The organism is Nannocystis bainbridge (assembly GCF_028368995.1).
In the GTDB taxonomy this organism is placed as follows: domain Bacteria; phylum Myxococcota_A; class Polyangia; order Nannocystales; family Nannocystaceae; genus Nannocystis; species Nannocystis bainbridge.
The window spans coordinates 1,923,781-1,939,007 of sequence record NZ_JAQNDL010000001.1 but is presented as its reverse complement, the minus strand read 5'-3'; the positions used below and the strand labels follow the sequence as shown (position 1 = coordinate 1,939,007).

The 15,227-nt window shown below is 72.5% G+C and carries 11 protein-coding genes; 7 read left to right on the top strand and 4 right to left on the bottom strand.

The annotated features are described in order from the left end of the window. The first annotated feature begins 357 nt into the window (after nt 1–357). The 3 genes from POL25_RS07515 to POL25_RS07505 all read left to right on the top strand — a co-directional run bounded on the left by POL25_RS07515 (nt 358) and on the right by POL25_RS07505 (nt 3,176). Nucleotides 358–1,140 (top strand): hypothetical protein, encoded by a 783-nt coding sequence (locus tag POL25_RS07515; RefSeq protein WP_272085225.1) that lies wholly within the window; start codon nt 358–360, stop codon nt 1,138–1,140. 225 nt (nt 1,141–1,365) lie between these two features. After that, on the top strand, nt 1,366–1,968 hold the full coding sequence (locus tag POL25_RS07510) for a hypothetical protein (protein ID WP_272085224.1): 603 nt from the start codon (nt 1,366–1,368) through the stop codon (nt 1,966–1,968). A gap of 89 nt (nt 1,969–2,057) precedes the next feature. Then, nucleotides 2,058–3,176, top strand: a complete 1,119-nt coding sequence (locus tag POL25_RS07505; protein ID WP_272085223.1) for a Type 1 glutamine amidotransferase-like domain-containing protein — start codon at nt 2,058–2,060, stop codon at nt 3,174–3,176. A 94-nt stretch (nt 3,177–3,270) separates the two neighbouring features. On the opposite strand, the gene POL25_RS44170 is transcribed toward POL25_RS07505, so the two are convergent. Continuing rightward, a complete protein-coding gene (locus POL25_RS44170) occupies nt 3,271–5,475 on the bottom strand; it encodes a DUF11 domain-containing protein (protein ID WP_272085222.1) in 2,205 nt (734 codons plus the stop codon). A 283-nt stretch (nt 5,476–5,758) separates the two neighbouring features. Between POL25_RS44170 and polA the strand changes: the two genes are divergently transcribed. Both polA and POL25_RS07490 read left to right on the top strand, forming a co-directional pair. After that, nucleotides 5,759–8,428: a DNA polymerase I gene (gene polA / locus POL25_RS07495; RefSeq protein ID WP_272085221.1), complete on the top strand. Its 2,670-nt coding sequence runs from the start codon at nt 5,759–5,761 to the stop codon at nt 8,426–8,428. A gap of 64 nt (nt 8,429–8,492) precedes the next feature. Further along, nucleotides 8,493–9,290, top strand: a complete 798-nt coding sequence (locus POL25_RS07490; protein WP_272085220.1) for a leucine-rich repeat domain-containing protein — start codon at nt 8,493–8,495, stop codon at nt 9,288–9,290. Between the two features lie 134 nt (nt 9,291–9,424). Here the strand turns inward: POL25_RS07490 and POL25_RS07485 are convergent, their stop codons facing one another. From POL25_RS07485 to POL25_RS07475, 3 genes are all read right to left on the bottom strand, one after another. Beyond that, complete coding sequence (locus POL25_RS07485; RefSeq protein WP_272085219.1) at nt 9,425–10,435, bottom strand: ferritin-like domain-containing protein; 1,011 nt, start codon at nt 10,433–10,435, stop codon at nt 9,425–9,427. A 253-nt stretch (nt 10,436–10,688) separates the two neighbouring features. After that, the gene (locus POL25_RS07480) at nt 10,689–11,231 is read right to left on the bottom strand and encodes an STM3941 family protein (RefSeq protein ID WP_272085218.1); all 543 of its coding nucleotides are present in this window, start codon (nt 11,229–11,231) and stop codon (nt 10,689–10,691) included. A 54-nt stretch (nt 11,232–11,285) separates the two neighbouring features. Next, entirely contained in the window at nt 11,286–12,068 is a 783-nt protein-coding gene (locus POL25_RS07475) for a hypothetical protein (protein ID WP_272085217.1), read from the bottom strand. A gap of 83 nt (nt 12,069–12,151) precedes the next feature. Between POL25_RS07475 and POL25_RS07470 the strand changes: the two genes are divergently transcribed. Beyond that, on the top strand, nt 12,152–13,342 hold the full coding sequence (locus POL25_RS07470) for a hypothetical protein (RefSeq protein WP_272085216.1): 1,191 nt from the start codon (nt 12,152–12,154) through the stop codon (nt 13,340–13,342). A 348-nt stretch (nt 13,343–13,690) separates the two neighbouring features. Further along, nucleotides 13,691–15,088 (top strand): DUF1552 domain-containing protein, encoded by a 1,398-nt coding sequence (locus POL25_RS07465; RefSeq protein WP_272085215.1) that lies wholly within the window; start codon nt 13,691–13,693, stop codon nt 15,086–15,088. Nucleotides 15,089–15,227 lie beyond the last annotated feature (139 nt).

Here is a 15,227-nt window from a genome sequence, read left to right as displayed (position 1 = left end):
GCGCGCTCGTGGCCGACTGTGGGGGGCAGAGCCCGGGGCGAGCACGCTCCCGGGGCGGCGGCGGCTCGCCGGGAGCAGAGCCGGGGCGAGCAAGATCTGGCGCCGTGGCGGCGCTGCGGACAGCAGTCTGCGGGCGGGCCGGGGTGGGCCGGGGCGACGGACCGCGCGAGCTGCGGCGGGGGCGTGCCGTGGCCGGCCGGCGTAGGGGCCTCGGAGACGCCGTTCGCCGGGTCGGGGGCGAGTCTGCGCGTCCGCCGGGGCGCGGGCCGGCCATCGGCGACGAACCCCGCGGGTCGCGCGGGCGGGATGTCGCTGGCCGGCATCGCCGAGGCGCGCGAGGCGTGGCATGCTGGGCGCATGAAGGGCCGGTGCCTTCGGCTCGGGGCGCTGGTGGCGACGGTCCTGTCGCTGCCGGGCTGCCACGTGCCGCTGGAGCCCGAGACTTCGCCGCCGCCGCTGCCCGCCAGCGCCTACGACGTGCTGGCCGACCGCTGCGACCGCGGCGACGGGCCGGCGTGCGTCGAGATGGCGGTGCAGTACCGCGAGCTCGGCGAGCTGCCGCTGGCGGCCGCCTACGCCCGCCGGGCCTGCGACCTGGCCAACCCGTTCGGCTGCGCCGCGCTGGCGCGGGCGTTCGAGCGCGGCGAGGGGCTTCAGCGCGACCCGACGGCCGCGACCTCGCTGTACGTCTCGGCCTGTCTCGGGGGACATGCCCCTTCGTGCATCTCGGCGGCGGCGGGCCTGGGCGAGCCGGACGCCGGCGAATTCATGCGCCGGGGCTGCGGCGCCGAGCCGGTGCTGTGCCCGACCAAGCGCGAGCCGCTGTTCATCGGGGTCGACCCGCTCGACCAGGCCAACGTGGTCCTGACGATGGCCGAGCGCCGCCTCGAGCTCGGCGACTGCTACCGCCGCGCGCTGGCCCGCCAGCTGACGCTGCAAGGGCGCGTGGCGCTCGAGATAGCGATCTCCGGCGACGGCCGGGCCCGCGCGGTGGCGATCCTCGAGAACATCCGCGAGGCGCCCGAGGTCGGCGCCTGCGTGGCCGACATCGCCGCGGCGACCCTGTACCCGCCGACCATCTCGGGCGAGATCGCCGTGGTGCCGTGGCGGGTGCAGTTCGAGCCGGGCGTGCTGCGCTGATGTCTCTGAAGACATGTCCTTCGGGGCATGTCGTGAATCACCGCCGTGAATGGATAAAATGTCCCGAAGGACATGTCTTCGCAATCGCGGGGCGGCCCGCGGTCCGGTGACGCGACCCGGCGCGCGCGGGACCGTCGGCGCGGCCGCGCCCGGGTGAACGGCGAACCATCACACCCGTGAAGGCGCGCGCTGGCGCGGGCGGCGAGCGGCGATACGTTGGCGGTGATGCTTCGCCTGCGCTTCACCTGCTCCGCGGCGCTGCTGCTCGGCGGCTGCGTGTTCGACAGCGCGGGCGTGGGCGTGGGTGCGGGCACCACGAGCACGACGACGAGCCCGGCGAGCACGAGCACCGGCGAGCCGACGACGGGCGGCGGCTCGACGACGACCACCGGCGAGCCCGCGGAGCCGCCGACGAGCAGCGCCAGCGGACCCGCCGAGCCCGAGACCACCACCGGCACCAGCGACGCCAGCACGACGACGACGACCGGCGCGACCACCGAGCCGGAGGAGCCGGCGCCGCTGAGCTTCGAGGCCGACATCCAGCCGATCTTCGCCGACTACTGCACGTGTCACGGCGACGGCAAGCCCGACCCGGATCTGGGGATCGGGCGGGCCTGGGCCAGCATCGTCGGCCGGCCGTCGGACGACGTGAAGGGGATGGACCTGGTCGCGCCAGGCGCAACCGCGGACAGCTACCTGTGGCACAAGATCGCCGGCAGCCAGGACGAGGTCGGCGGCGAGGGCAAGCGCATGCCGCCGAACGACGAGCTGCAGCCGGGCGACGTCGCGGCGATCCAGCAGTGGATCGCCGACGGCGCGCTGCCGTGAGCGCGGCGCGGTCCCCGAACTCGGGTCCGGGAGGCGCCCAGGGCGGACCCGCCCCGCGGGGCGGCGTGATTGCGTTACCATCGCGGTCCATGCGAGGTGCGGTTCTTTTCAACGGCAACGCCGAGACCGTCGACGCCCTGGTGCAGACGGCGGCGCCGCTGCTGCTGTCGTCGCGGCACGAGGATCCGGAGGTCGCCCGCTCGCGGCGGGTCGTGCTCGTCACGGCCGCCTGGGGCGACGGCGAGCACGACGAGGGCCACGTCAAGCGGTCGCTCAACGCGATCGGCCTGCCGTCGCGGTTCGAGCACGGCTACGACACCAGTCTGGTCAACCTGTCGCTGCTGCACGAGGTCCGCGGCCTGGCGCGCACGTCCCCGCGGCTGCTGGCCGCGTGGCACGAGGAGCGCCGGATCGCCGAGATGGCCCGCGCCTTTTACCTCGAGCACAACGCCCACCTGATCCAGCTGTTCCGCCGCACCCTCGCGGTCGCCAAGCGCGAGGACCCGACGATCACCGTCGCCCGCCTGGCCGGCGACCAGGGCCACTACGGCACCGGCGGCCGGCTGCTGCGCTACACCCTGTCGCGCGAGCTGCGGCACGCGCTCGACACGCTCGAGGCCAACGACGACCACCTGGTGAACCTGCTCGACCAGATCGAGCAGCGCACGTTCGACGCCGTGGGCCTGCAGTACGACCCGGCCTGGCGCGCCGCGCAGGAGCGGCTCGAGCGGCGGATCCTCTCGGCCAACAGCATCATCCTGTTCGGCGGCCACCTCGACCTGCTGCTCGACGCGCTGCGGTTCTTCCGCCTGCGCAACGTGCTGGCCGAGGCGCTGCGCCGCGGGACCCAGCTGGTGGCGATGTCGGCCGGGGCGATGGTGCTGTGCGAGCGGGTCATCATCTACGACGACTTTGCGACCAAGCGGCGCGATTTCCAGCTGTACGACCGCGGCCTGGCGCTGGTCCGCGACATCCAGCTGTTCCCCCACTGCACCGAGCGGATCCAGACCGACGACCCGGACAACCTGGCCTACCTCGCGCGTCGCTTCCGCCACCACGCGTGCGTCGGCCTCAACCAGCGCTCGTTCCTGCTGTTCGAGCTCGGGCCCCACCGCGCCGCCAGCGTCGGCGCCGACGACTGCGTGATGGTGTTCGACCCCAGCGGCCGCAAGCTCAGCTACCACCGCGGCGAGGTCATCCGCATGTGAGGTGGCCGGCGGGACATGCTCGAAGGAGCATGTCCCACAGGCAGGGTCCCGCGGGGCATGTCGCTTCGAACATGCCCCGAAGACCAGGTGAATTTCACCGCCTGCGCCGGCGGCGCGAGCCGGCCAGCGCGGCCAGGGCCAGCAGCAGCGGGCCGTCGCGGTCGCCCGGGCGGCCGTCGCAGTCGCAGCCGAGCAGGTCGCTGACCTTCTCGTCGTCGGCGAGGTCCTCGAGTTCGTCGACCGGAGGGGCCTCGTCCTCGCCCGCCTCGGGGTCCAGGCACTCGCCGGGCGAGGCGTCGTCCGACGAGCACTCGAGGCCCAGCGGACAGAAGTTGCCGACCGCGCGGCAGCCGTCGACGCACACACCGAGGTAGCACACGCGGCCCGACAGCAGCCCGCCGCACTCGGCGTCGGCCAGGCACTTCGTGCAAGCGCCGTCGATCTCTCCGTCGCAGTCGTTGTCGAGGCCGTCGCACAGCTCGTCGGCGGGCGGGCCGGCGACCGCGTCGCAGGCGACCCCGCCGAGGCCGTCGCACACCAGCGCGCCCTCGACGAGGCACTCGCCGAGGCCGGTGGAGCACGAGGCGCCGAGGTCGAAGCCGTCGTCGACGAGCTCGTTGCAGTCGTTGTCGAGGCCGTCGCACAGCTCGGGGCCGGCGGCCTCGCACGCGCAGGCGCTCGTCAGCGGGTCACACACCTCGAGCGGGCCGCAGTCGAGGTCGTCCAGGCACTCGACACACACGTTCGGCACCGGCCCGAGGTCGCACAGCGGGGTGTCGAACGGGCAGGGCGCGACCTCGTCGCACTCCTCGACCAGGAACTCGAGCGGCGCCTCGGACAGGAATTCGTCGGCCGACGCGCCCAGCAGGCCCGCCGCCGTGACCGTCGCCTGGTGGCTGACGATGCCCTCGGCCTCGTCGTCGATCACGACCTGAAACCGGACCAGCGTCGAAGCGTCGATCGCCAGGCTGCCGCCGACCTCCTCGTCGGCGCCGACGCCGAGGCGGACCACCAGCTCGTCCTCGATCGCCTCGCCCTCGTCGTCGAGCGCGACGTCCGACAGAAACCCGGGGCCGCCGACGACCTCGAGCGTGCCCGGCACGAAGGTGACGGCGGCCGGCAGAGTGTCGGTGAGCACGACCTCGACGGCGTCGTCGTTGCCGACATTGGTCACCTCGATCGTGTACTGGGCGACGTCGCCGGGGACGAACGCGCCGCCGCTCAGGTCCTCGACCGTCTCGACGATCTCGAGGTTGGGCGCGGCGGTGGTGATCGAGACGACGGTGGTCGCCAGCAGGATCGCGTCGCCCGCGGTCGTCACCGTCATCGGCAGCGAAGTCTGCAGCGGGTCGAGGCGCGCGGTGATGTCGACGATGTCGAGGTCGAGGCCCGAGCCGCTGGCGGGCAGCCCGGACAGCCGCGGCAGGTCGCCGACGACCGACAGGGCGAAGCCGAACGCCCCGCGCGTGCCGTTGAAGAAATCGTCGATCGGGTTGAGCGCGTCGCCCAGCGGCACGTCGGCGAGCAGCAGCTGGTCGCCGACGTCCCCGTGATCGCCGGCGAGGCCGGCCACCGCCAGCGTGCCGCCGACGCCGACCTTGGGCACGACGAAGCCGGCGAACGCGGTCTCGCACGGCTGCAGCGGCAGCACCGCGTCGAGGCCCTCGTAGACGCCGATGCTGCGCAGTGGGTCGAACGGCCGCTCGTACACGACCACCAGCCACCACGCCGCGAAGATCTCCTCGTCGAGCAGGTGCTGGAAGGGCCGCACCTCGACGCCGCCGACGCGGAACAGCCCCGGCCCGTGCTCGATCACCAGCTCGCCGACGTCGACCGAGCACACGTAGCTGCCGTCGGCGCTGACGTAGCAGGCGTCGGCCGACAGCTCGACGTCGAGGAAGCCGGGCCGCTCGAGCACCACGGTCGAGTCGGCGCCGGCGATCGCCAGCTGCGCGGCCCAGTAGAGGAACGCGTGCGTCGGCCGGGCTCCGGGCGGCAGCAGCAGCACCGCCGAGCTGCGCGCGTCGTCGGCCTCGATCGCCACGCTCGCGGCCGCGGCCCCGGCCACCGGCGAGTCGGCGCGCCACAGCACGTCCGCGGCCCCGTCGCCGAGCTCCGCCCCGCAATTGCCCACCTTGCCGACCAGCGGGGCCGGGGTCGCCGGCGAGCAGTCGTGGGCCAGCGTGTTGCCGACCAGCACGAAATCGCCGCGCTGGACGATCTGGGCCCGCAGCAGCGGCGCCGCGCCGGCCGAACCACCGATCAGCAGGCCCACGCCCAGCGCCGCGACGCTCGTCACTCCCCGACCCGGCCGCATCGCTCCTCCGTGGCGATGAATGTGCCCGGCGGACCCGAGATTTCATGCGACGCGAAGCACAGCAGACCGCCGCGCGGCGCTTGCCGACATGACCCTCGGGACAGGCTGTCTTCGACGGCAGCGACGCTCGAGCCCGCTGCCTCGCCTGCGGCGCCGTCCGCACGCGGTGCCGCCACGAAGGTGCGGCAGCGCGGCTCGTCGCGGCTTCAAGGTCGAGCCCGGCGGGGGCTCGCGCGCGAACACGCCCCGGCGTATGATGCCGCGCATGGCGAAGGCAGAGCGGCTCGTATTGGTCGACGGCTCGTGGCTCATCTACCGGGCATTCTTTGCGATCCCGGCCAACCTGCAGACCAAGACCGGGCTGCCGACCAACGCGATCTTCGGCTTTGCGACCATGTTCCGCAAGCTGTTCTCCGGGCGCATGCCCGAGCGCGGCGCGGTCGTGTTCGACACCCCGGCGCCGACCCACCGCGAGCTCAAGTACCCGCAGTACAAGGCCCAGCGGCCGTCGATGCCGGGCGAGCTCGCGCAGCAGCTGCCGGTCATCGATCGCCTCGTCACCGCCAACCGGTTCCCGCTGGTGCGTCAGCCCGGCTACGAGGCCGACGACATCATCGCCACGCTGGCGCGGCGCGGCGTGGCGGCCGGGCTCGAGGTCGTGATCGTCGCCGGCGACAAGGACCTGGCGCAGATGGTCGGCGACGGCGTGCGCATGCAGGACACGATGCGCGACGTCACCTACGACGCCGAGCTCGTGCGCAAGAAATGGGGCGTCCCGCCGGCGCAGATCCCCGACCTCCTGGCGCTGATGGGCGACACCGTCGACAACATCCCCGGCGTGCCCGGCATCGGCCAGAAGGGCGCCGCCGGCCTGCTCGAGAAGTACGGCTCGCTCGACGGCGTGTACGAGCACCTGGGGGAGCTCAAGGGCAAGCAGAAGGCCGCGCTCGAGGAGCACCGCGAGGCGGTCAAGCTCTACCGCCAGCTAGCGACCGTCGACGCCGACGCCGCGATCGGGGTCACGATCGACGCGCTGCGGCTCACGCCGCCCGACCCGAAGGAGCTCGACGCGCTCTACCGCGAGCTCGAGTTCTTCTCGCTGCTCACCGGCGGCGGCGACGCCAAGGTCGGCGACGCGCCCGACATCGAGGTCGAGGTCCCGGCCAGCGTCGACGCGGCCCGCGCGGCGATCGGCGCCTTGCCGGCCGGCCAGGCGGTAGCGATCGTGCCGCTGTTCGAGCCGCCGACGCGGGTCCACCACGCGCAATTGGTCGGCGTGGCTCTGGCCACGGACGGGCGCAAGCCGCTCTACCTGGCCTTCCGCGGCGTCGGGGCGGCCCTCGGCGAGCCCGCGATCGAGCTCCTGCGCGGGCTGCTCGGCGATACGAGCCGGCCCAAGGTCGTGCACGACCTCAAGCAGCTGGGGATCCTCGCCGGGCGCCACGGCCTCACGCTCGGCGGCGATTTCCTCGACACCATGCTCGCGTCGTTCCTCGTCGACCCCGTCAAGTGCATCCCGCACGGCCTCGACCAGGTCGCCCGCGAGTACGTGCAGCGATCGATCCCCGCCGTCACCACCTTGCTCAAGAGCGGCAAGTCGGCGCGCCTGCCGAGCGCCGTCGAGGTCGGCGCCGCGGCCACCTACGCCGCCCAGCTGGCCGACGTCGTGCTCGCGCTGGCGCCGGTGCTGCGGGGCCGTCTGGGCGAGGCCGGGCAGACGGCCCACTACGAGGCGGTCGAGCGCCCGCTCGTCGGTGTGCTCGCGCGCATGGAGCTGGCCGGCATCCGCGTCGACCGCGACGACCTCACGCGCATGGGCGAGGAGTTCCAGCGGCGTAAGGCGGAGATCGAGGCCCGGATCTACGCGCTCGCCGGGCGCGAGTTCAACATCGGCTCGACCAAGCAATTGGCCGACGTGCTGTTCGAGGAGCTCAAGCTGCCGGTCATCAAGAAGAACAAGACCGGCTATTCGACCGACGCCGAGGTGCTCGAGCGGCTCGCGGCCAAACACGAGATCGCGCGCGAGATCCTGGCCCAGCGCGAGCTCGCCAAGCTGATCAACACCTATACCGACGTGCTGCGCGACGCGATCGCCCCCGAGACCGGGCGGATCCACGCGACCTTTCAGCAGACCGTCGGTGTCTCCGGTCGCCTGATCTCCACCGACCCCGACCTGCAGCGCACGCCGATCCGCACGCCCGAGGGTCAGCGCATTCGTCGGGCCTTCGTCGCGCCCGAGGGGCGGCGCATCATCTCCGCCGATTGGAGCCAGATCGAGCTGCGCGTGCTGGCCCACTTCAGCCAGGACCCGCGGCTCGTCGAGGCGTTCCGCGACAAGCTCGACCTCCACCGCCGCACCGCCGCGCTGCTTTTCAACGTGGCTCCCGAGGCGGTCACCAAGGAGCAGCGCAACGTCGGCAAGACCGTCAACTTCGCCACGATCTACGGCCAGGGGGCCACCGCGCTCGGGCAGATCCTCGGCATCGCCCGCAAGGAGGCCCAGAGCTACATCGAGCAGTATTTCACGTACTACGCCGGAGTCCGCGCCTGGCTCGATCGCACGATCGCCGAGGCCCACGCCAGCGGCTACGTGACCACGCTGCTGGGCCGGCGCCGCTTCATCTCCGAGCTGGCCAGCCGCAGCGACACCGACCGCGCCGCCGGCGAGCGCATCGCCGCCAACACGCCGATCCAGGGCTCGGCGGCCGATCTCTGCAAATTGGCGATGCTGCAGATCGACCGCGAATTGCCGGCCGTGGCCCCGAGCGCGCGCATGCTGCTGCAGGTCCACGACGAGCTGGTGTTCGAGGTGGCCGAGGCCGAGGTCGACGCCGTCACCGACCTGGCGCGGCGAGTGATGGAGCGGCCGTACCCGCTCGACGTCCCGCTCGAGGTCGGCATCGGCGTCGGCCAGAGCTGGGGCGAGGCGCACTGACGCCGCGCGGCGAGCGGAGCGTAGCGCGAGCGCGACCCGGCTCCGGCGCGGTACCATCGCCGCGATGCACGTCGTCGACCTGTCCCGTGAGGCGCTCGAGGTCGCGGCGCTGGGCGACGTCCCGGCGCTCGAGCTGCGGGCCGAGAGCGTCGAGCCCGGGGCGCTGGCGGCCGCGCTCGCGCAGCTGCGCGAGGTCCGGGGCCTCAAGGCGCTGCGCCTGCGCTCGCGCGTGCGCGCATTGCCGCCGGCGCTGACGGAGCTGCGCGGGCTGCAGCAGCTCGAGCTCGTCGACCCCGAGCTGCCCGGCCTGCCGACGGCGATCTGCGAGCTGACGCGCCTGCGCAGCCTCCGGCTCGAGCTGCTCCACCTCGCCTCGCTGCCGCGCAGCCTGGGCGCGCTGACCCGCCTGCGCGAGCTGTACGTCGATTCGCACCACCTCGCGCGCCTGCCCGACAGCCTGGGCGCGCTGACGGAGCTGCGCGCCTTGACGCTGCTGCTGCGGCACGTGTACGTGCACGACTGGGAGCGCCCGGCCCACTTCCCGCCGCGCTTCGAGCAGTCGCGCGAGGCGCTGTTCGGGCTGTTGTCGCAGTTGTCGTGCCTGACGTCGCTGACGCTCGGCGAGCCGGGCAGCTGCGGCTGGCCCGAAAAGGTCTTCACGCAGCTGCCGGCCGAATTCGCCGGCCTGCAGGCGCTCACGGAGCTGAGCTTGACCGCGGTCGCGTCCCGCATGCCGATCCCGCACGGCGCGGTGATGCCCGGGGTGCGGCGCATTCGTGCCAGCGCGTCGTGCTTTCTTGCGACCGAGGCCGAGCTGGCGGCGATGTTCCCCCACGCGGCGATCGGCCTTGAAGAATCATAGCAGCGCGAATGCCAGCACCGCGCGGGAGACAGTGTCCCCCGCGCGGCGATCGGCCCTGTCGAATCGTAGCAGCGCGAAGGACCGCACCGCGCGATCGCGGCGGCGCCCGGCGATCAGCCCGCGCCGCCGCCGACTTAGCGGAATGTCGGGACCCCGCCGGCGGCCCACACCGCCACGATCTGGCCCGGGAGCGCCCACATCGCCCCCAGATCCAGCGGGTCGGCGCCGGCGAAGCCCTTCTCGAGCGCCGCGAGCAGCCGCGAGAAGCCGAGGTCGAGCTGCTGCTGGGCGGCCGCGAGCCCGCTGCTGCCGGTCGTGGGGTAGGTGCGCAGCGGCCCCTCGAACTTCAGCATCGCCTGGACCATGCGGAAGCGGGCGAAGTGGCTGACGCGGTCCTCGAGGTCGTCGAGGTCCTCGGGGCGCAGGTCGGCGTCGATGAACGGCCCGCGGCTGCCCTCGCCCTGGCCGACGATGGCCCCGACGATCTGGTCGGCCTGCCGGCGCGCGGTGGCGCTGTCGCCCGCGATCACGGCGCTGAAGCCGGTGTAGTCGTCGTCAGGGTAGCCCGGGTCGGCGAATTCGCTCTTCTGCCGGTGCTCCGCCGCGGGGTCGTAGAGCGTGTCCCACAGCGCGTCGAGGCCCTGCTCGATGGCCTTGTAGAACTGCCCGATCGAGTCGTAGACCGCCTGCGGCCCGTCCGGCGGCGGATCGGCCGCAGGCTCCGGGGTCTCGACCGCGGCCAGCAGCTTCATCTGGGTCGCGTCGGCGGCCCCGAGCTGGACCGGCAAGGTCGAGCCGATCCACGGCGGGAACCCGTCGTAGCGCGGCGCCCACGCGCCCGTGAAGCTCGGCGCGTGGCCCCGCGCGGCGAACAACGCGTTGTAGAGATTGGCCGCCAGCTCGAGGTGCAGCATCTCCTGCACCACGATCGAATAGATGTTGTTGAACGCCAGCTGCTCGCGGCTGCGATTGGGGTTGTCGCGGCTGCGCACCGGCGTCAGCGTCGGCGGGTGCTGGGCGTCGGTGCCCGGGACCTGCAGCGAATAGGCGGCAGTCAGGTAGAGCGGGATGGTCCAGAGCTCGAGATAGACGGCCTTCTGCAGGTGATCGAGCAGGGCGTCCGGGGTCCAGGGGTCATTGCGCACGGGTGCCTCCGAATCTACGGTGCAACTATGATGGTTCGGCACGGTATCACGCGAGGCCGGTGCGGTCAAAAGGTCTCCGTGGGCGCAATGCATGGAAGCCCCGCGGGCGGGCGCCCGCCCGCGCCCGCCCGCGGTCGTTGCTACGACTGCTTTGATTGAGGCGCGGTCTCGTGCCACGAATCCGAGTTCATTCGCCGCGCGACGGACCCCGGCACCGGTGCTCACGCGCGTTAGCGCAATGCTGCGAGCGAGCTCAGGCGGCCTCGACGCCGTCGACGGCCGCGGAGGCGCCGTGGGCGACGGCGTAGGCGTGGACGAGGGCCCGCAGGGCGGCGAAATCGACCTTGAGGCCGTGCGCGGACACGAACAGGCCGTCGGCGACGAGGCGGCGATTGGCCGCGCGCGTCCAGCGGGCCACCCGCGTCAGCGTCAGGCGCTGCTCGATCTCCGGCGGCAGCGCGACGATCAGGAAGCGCTGGCTCTGCACCGTACAGGTGGAGATGCGCTCGATCGCGGCCCAGGGGATGAACTCGCGGGCGACTCGCAGGTCGCGCAAGCCCTCGGGCGAGAGGGTGACGACCGCCCCCATGGTGAAGCACTGCCACAGCCACATGAAGGTGCAGAGGCCGAAGAACAGCACGCCGAGGCCGCCGATCGCCGCGGCCACGACTTCCTCGTCCGCCGGGGCGATGAAGAACAGCGAGAGGCAGGCCGCGGTCATCCCCAGGCCGAGCGCGGCGTATCCCAGGGTCCGCAGCGGGGAGACGAAGATCTCGAGCGTACGCGTCGGGTCCACGGCCATGGTCCTCGCATTGTGGCCCGGGGGGGCGGTGGTGTCCAGGCGCGCGCCTCAGGGCATCGAGCAGGCGTAGAACGCAGCGAACGGATCCTCGCAGCCGGCGACCAGCGGGCGCTCGGCTGCGTCGCAGGTGAAGGTCGGTTGCTCGCCGGCGCACGCGCGCAGGTCGGAGAACTCGGCCTTGCACGCGCCGGCCTTGCTCTCCTCGCAGCCGGCGACGCAGGCGGCGGGGTCGGGCGGGCCGCCGGCGCACATCGGCACGATCACGAGGTCGCACAGGGCCTCGCACTCGAGGCACGGCTCCGGGAACACCTCGACGCGTTGCCAGGCGCCCTCGCTGCAGACCCAGGCGTTGCAGAACGAGCACTGGTCAGAGCAATCGGTGGAGCAGGAGGCGCCTTCGACGGCGCACGGATCGCCCTCGAGCGGAGGATTGCTCGGATCGCAGTCCCCATCTTCACATTCGGCCCCCGGCTGATTCGTGAAATGGACCCACGCGCCGGCTTCACAGGTGGCGCCGACGAACTCGACGCACAGGTCGTCTCCTTGCTGGCAGACCTCGCCTTCGACGGCGCACGGGCTACCCGCGGGCGGCAGACGATCTTCGCACGGGACGACGTCGCCGCCGGTGAGGGCGGTGGTCGGCGCGGTCGGGTCGGTGCTCGCAGTGGTGGTCGTCGTGGTGGTCGCGGTGGTGTCGGTGGTGGTCGCGGTGGTGTCGGTGGTCGCGGTGGTGGTCGTCGTCGTGATCGCGTCGGTGTCGGAGTCACTGCCGCGGCCGGGGCAAGCGGCGAGCGCGAGGGTCGTGGCGAGCAGGGGCAAGGCAAGGCGCATGCGCGGACGATGCCCCAGCCGCGCAGCCGGCACCAGGGCCGCGTCGTCGCCGGCGGGTGCTAAGCTGGGTTCGAGCGCCCCGCATGCCGTCCGCCGCCGACCCCATCCATGCCATCGACGCCGAGCTGGCGTTCACCCGCAGCGAGGATGTCTCGCTCGACGAGCGCGGCCTGCGACGCGCGCGGACGCTCGACCCGGACACGCGCGCCGACCCGGCCTCGTACGATCGGCGGACCTGCCCGGCGTTCGATGCCTCGGCCCCGGGCGGGCTGCAGCCCGAGCTGCGCGAGCACGGCTTCACCTACCTCGACCTCTCGCGGCGGCGCGCGCTGCAGGCCGCGTTCGCGCGGGTGCGCGAGGCCGGTCGGCTCGGCCCGGGCGACGTGGCCCAGATCCGCCGCCACCTGCTCGGCCGCACGTTCGCGCTGGCGAGCGGCGAGCGCCTGCTGCTGCTGTTCATCGCCCGCGAGGGGTTCTTCATGCGCCGCGCCGGGCCGAACGGGATGGCGCTGCCGCGCGAACCCAACCCGGAGATGAACGAGCACGACGCATCGGTGGCGGTGCACGCCGATCAGGACGTCGAGGGCACGCCGCTGCGGCAGCTGCTGCGCGGGGCGGCGCCGTGGCTGTTCCGCCACGATTCACCGCAGCGCCGCAATGGTCGCTCGCGCCTGGCCCTGCTCAATGTGTGGATCCCGCTCGATCAGGTGACGCGGCCGCTGGTGCTGATGGACCGCCGCTCGCTCGACCGCAAGAATCATCAGCTGCGCTATGGCCTCGTCACCGACGCGATCCTGCCGCGCGGCGAGGACATGCGGATCAACGACATCTGGACGTTCTTGCACGACGACGCGCAGCGCTGGCACTTCACGTCGGAGATGGAGTCCGACCGCGCGTACGTGTTCGAGACGCTGGGCACGCCGCACGGGTCGTTCATCCTGCCGGGCGAGGAGCGGGCCGAGGCCCGCTATCGCCAGATCGACGCGGTCGTGGCCGCTGTCCGTCGCGGTGATGCCGAGGCGGTGAAACGTGGCCTGCAACCGATCGAGGACGATCGCTGGCGCGCGCCGGCGACGGCCTCGCTGGCGCGGGCGATCGCGGCGATGGAGCAGCTGCTGGCCGAGGCACGCGCGGACCCATCGGCGCTGGTGCGCGGCGAGGAGGCGTCCGGCTGGTGCGCGCGGGCGACGGCGGCGGCCGAGCGGGTGGTCCGCAAATCGCTCGAGATGCGAGCGGTGGCGCTGCTGCTGCCGCGCTGGTGGCCGGGCCGATAGCAGGGGTGCCTGAGAGACGGTCTTATCATAGGACATGGATGGCACATGTCACGGCGGATTTGGCGCCGGGTGTGACGTCTGCAGCGCGTGAATGGCGTCCACCCACGAAGTGAACGCCGGTCGTCCGTCGAGGTCGCTGGCCGCTTCTGCTGGCATCCGTCGGCCGGCGGGGCGTGACCTCGGGCCGCGCGGGAATTCATGGCAGCGCCGGATGGAACGCGGCAAGCCGGGGTCAATTGGCGCCGCGACGGATTCGCGGCTCGCCCGGCGGAGGCCCCTCGGGGCATTGCTGGTGGTGCGAGTCGGGTCTCCCACGCGGTCGGAGCGAGCTGCAGCATGAGGCGACGGATGTTCTTGCGAGGCGCGGGCGGGGTCGCGGTCGCTTTGCCGTGCCTCGAATCGCTGCTCTGGCGGCGCGGCACGGCGCGGGCGGCCGAGCCCGGTGGCAAGCGGCTGGTCGTGTTCTTCACCTGCAACGGCGTCGACATGGAGAGTTTCTTTCCGCAGGCGCCTGGCCCGGTGACCGTGGAATCGCTGACGGGCACGGCGCTCGAGCCGCTGGCCGCGTACCGGGACAGGCTGTTGATTCCGCGCGGTCTGCACATGGTGCCCAAGGGGTGGGGGCACGATCCCGGGACCGCAGGCAACGATCATGCCATGGGCATGGGCCACAAGCTCACCGCCCAGCCGCTCGACCCGGACACGCTCTATGCGTGCGGCGTCTCCGTCGATCAATTCGCGGCCGCGCGGCTCAACAAGGACGGGCGGCCGTCGCTGACGCTGTCGGTCGGCTGGCGTCACTCCGACGTGTTCGGCCACATCTCGTATGCGGGCAGCGGCATGCCGGTGACGCCCGAGGGCAACCCGTGGCTGACGTACCAGGATCTCATGGGCCTGGGCGGGCTCGACGAGGGGGCCAAGCTGAAGATCGCCGCGCGGCGGCAGAGCGTGCTCGATCTGGTCGAGGACGAGTTCAAGTCGCTCAAGGCGCGCGGCCTCGGCAAGGACGACGCGCTGAAGCTCGAGATGCACGCCGACTCGATCCGCGACCTCGAGCTCGAGATGGCCGGCAACGGTATCATCGCCTGCGCCCTCGACCCCGCGCGGGCGGCCGAGCTCGCGGCGATCGATCCGGAGGCGGTGCTGCTCGACGCCGAGTTCAAGGCGATCGGGCGCATGCAGCTCGACGTGCTGGCGATGGCGATCGCGTGCGGGGCGACGCAGGTGGCGACGATCCAGTGGGCGTCGGGCTCGGGCGGGCCGATCTATCAATGGGACGGGATCGATCACGAATACAACCACCACAAGCTGTCGCACGGCAACACCAAGGACGACGACAGCGGCGAGGAGGTGGCCGGTTACAAGGAGATGCTGGCGCAGATCGATCGCTGGCACGCGCAGCAGTTCGGGCACCTGCTGGCGCGCCTGGCCGCCTACGAGGAGGGCGACGGCACGGTGCTGGACCGCTCGGCTGTCGTGTGGATGCACGAGCTGTCGGAGGGCCGGATCCACTCGTACGTCGACCTGCCGACGGTGATCGCGGGCGGCGCGGGCGGCTACCTCAAGCAGGGGCAATACCTCGACCTGGTCGGCGACGCGGACCCGTGGGACCTGCGATACCCGCACAACCGCCTGCTGATCACGCTGCTCAACGCGGTCGGCTGCACCGGCGAGGACGGGGCGCCGGTCACGGAGTTCGGGCGGGCGGGGCTCGATCATGGCGAATACGCCGAGCTGCTGGCGTGAGCGCGCGAGCGCTCGTGGCGAGCGAGCGTCCTCCGCCTGAAGCGCTGCGCACGGGGGCGGCTGGAGTGGGCAGGACGGGCGCGGGAGCAGGGCGGGTGGCAAAGCCAGCCGTCGGGTGCCGCGTCGCCGGGGCGGACTC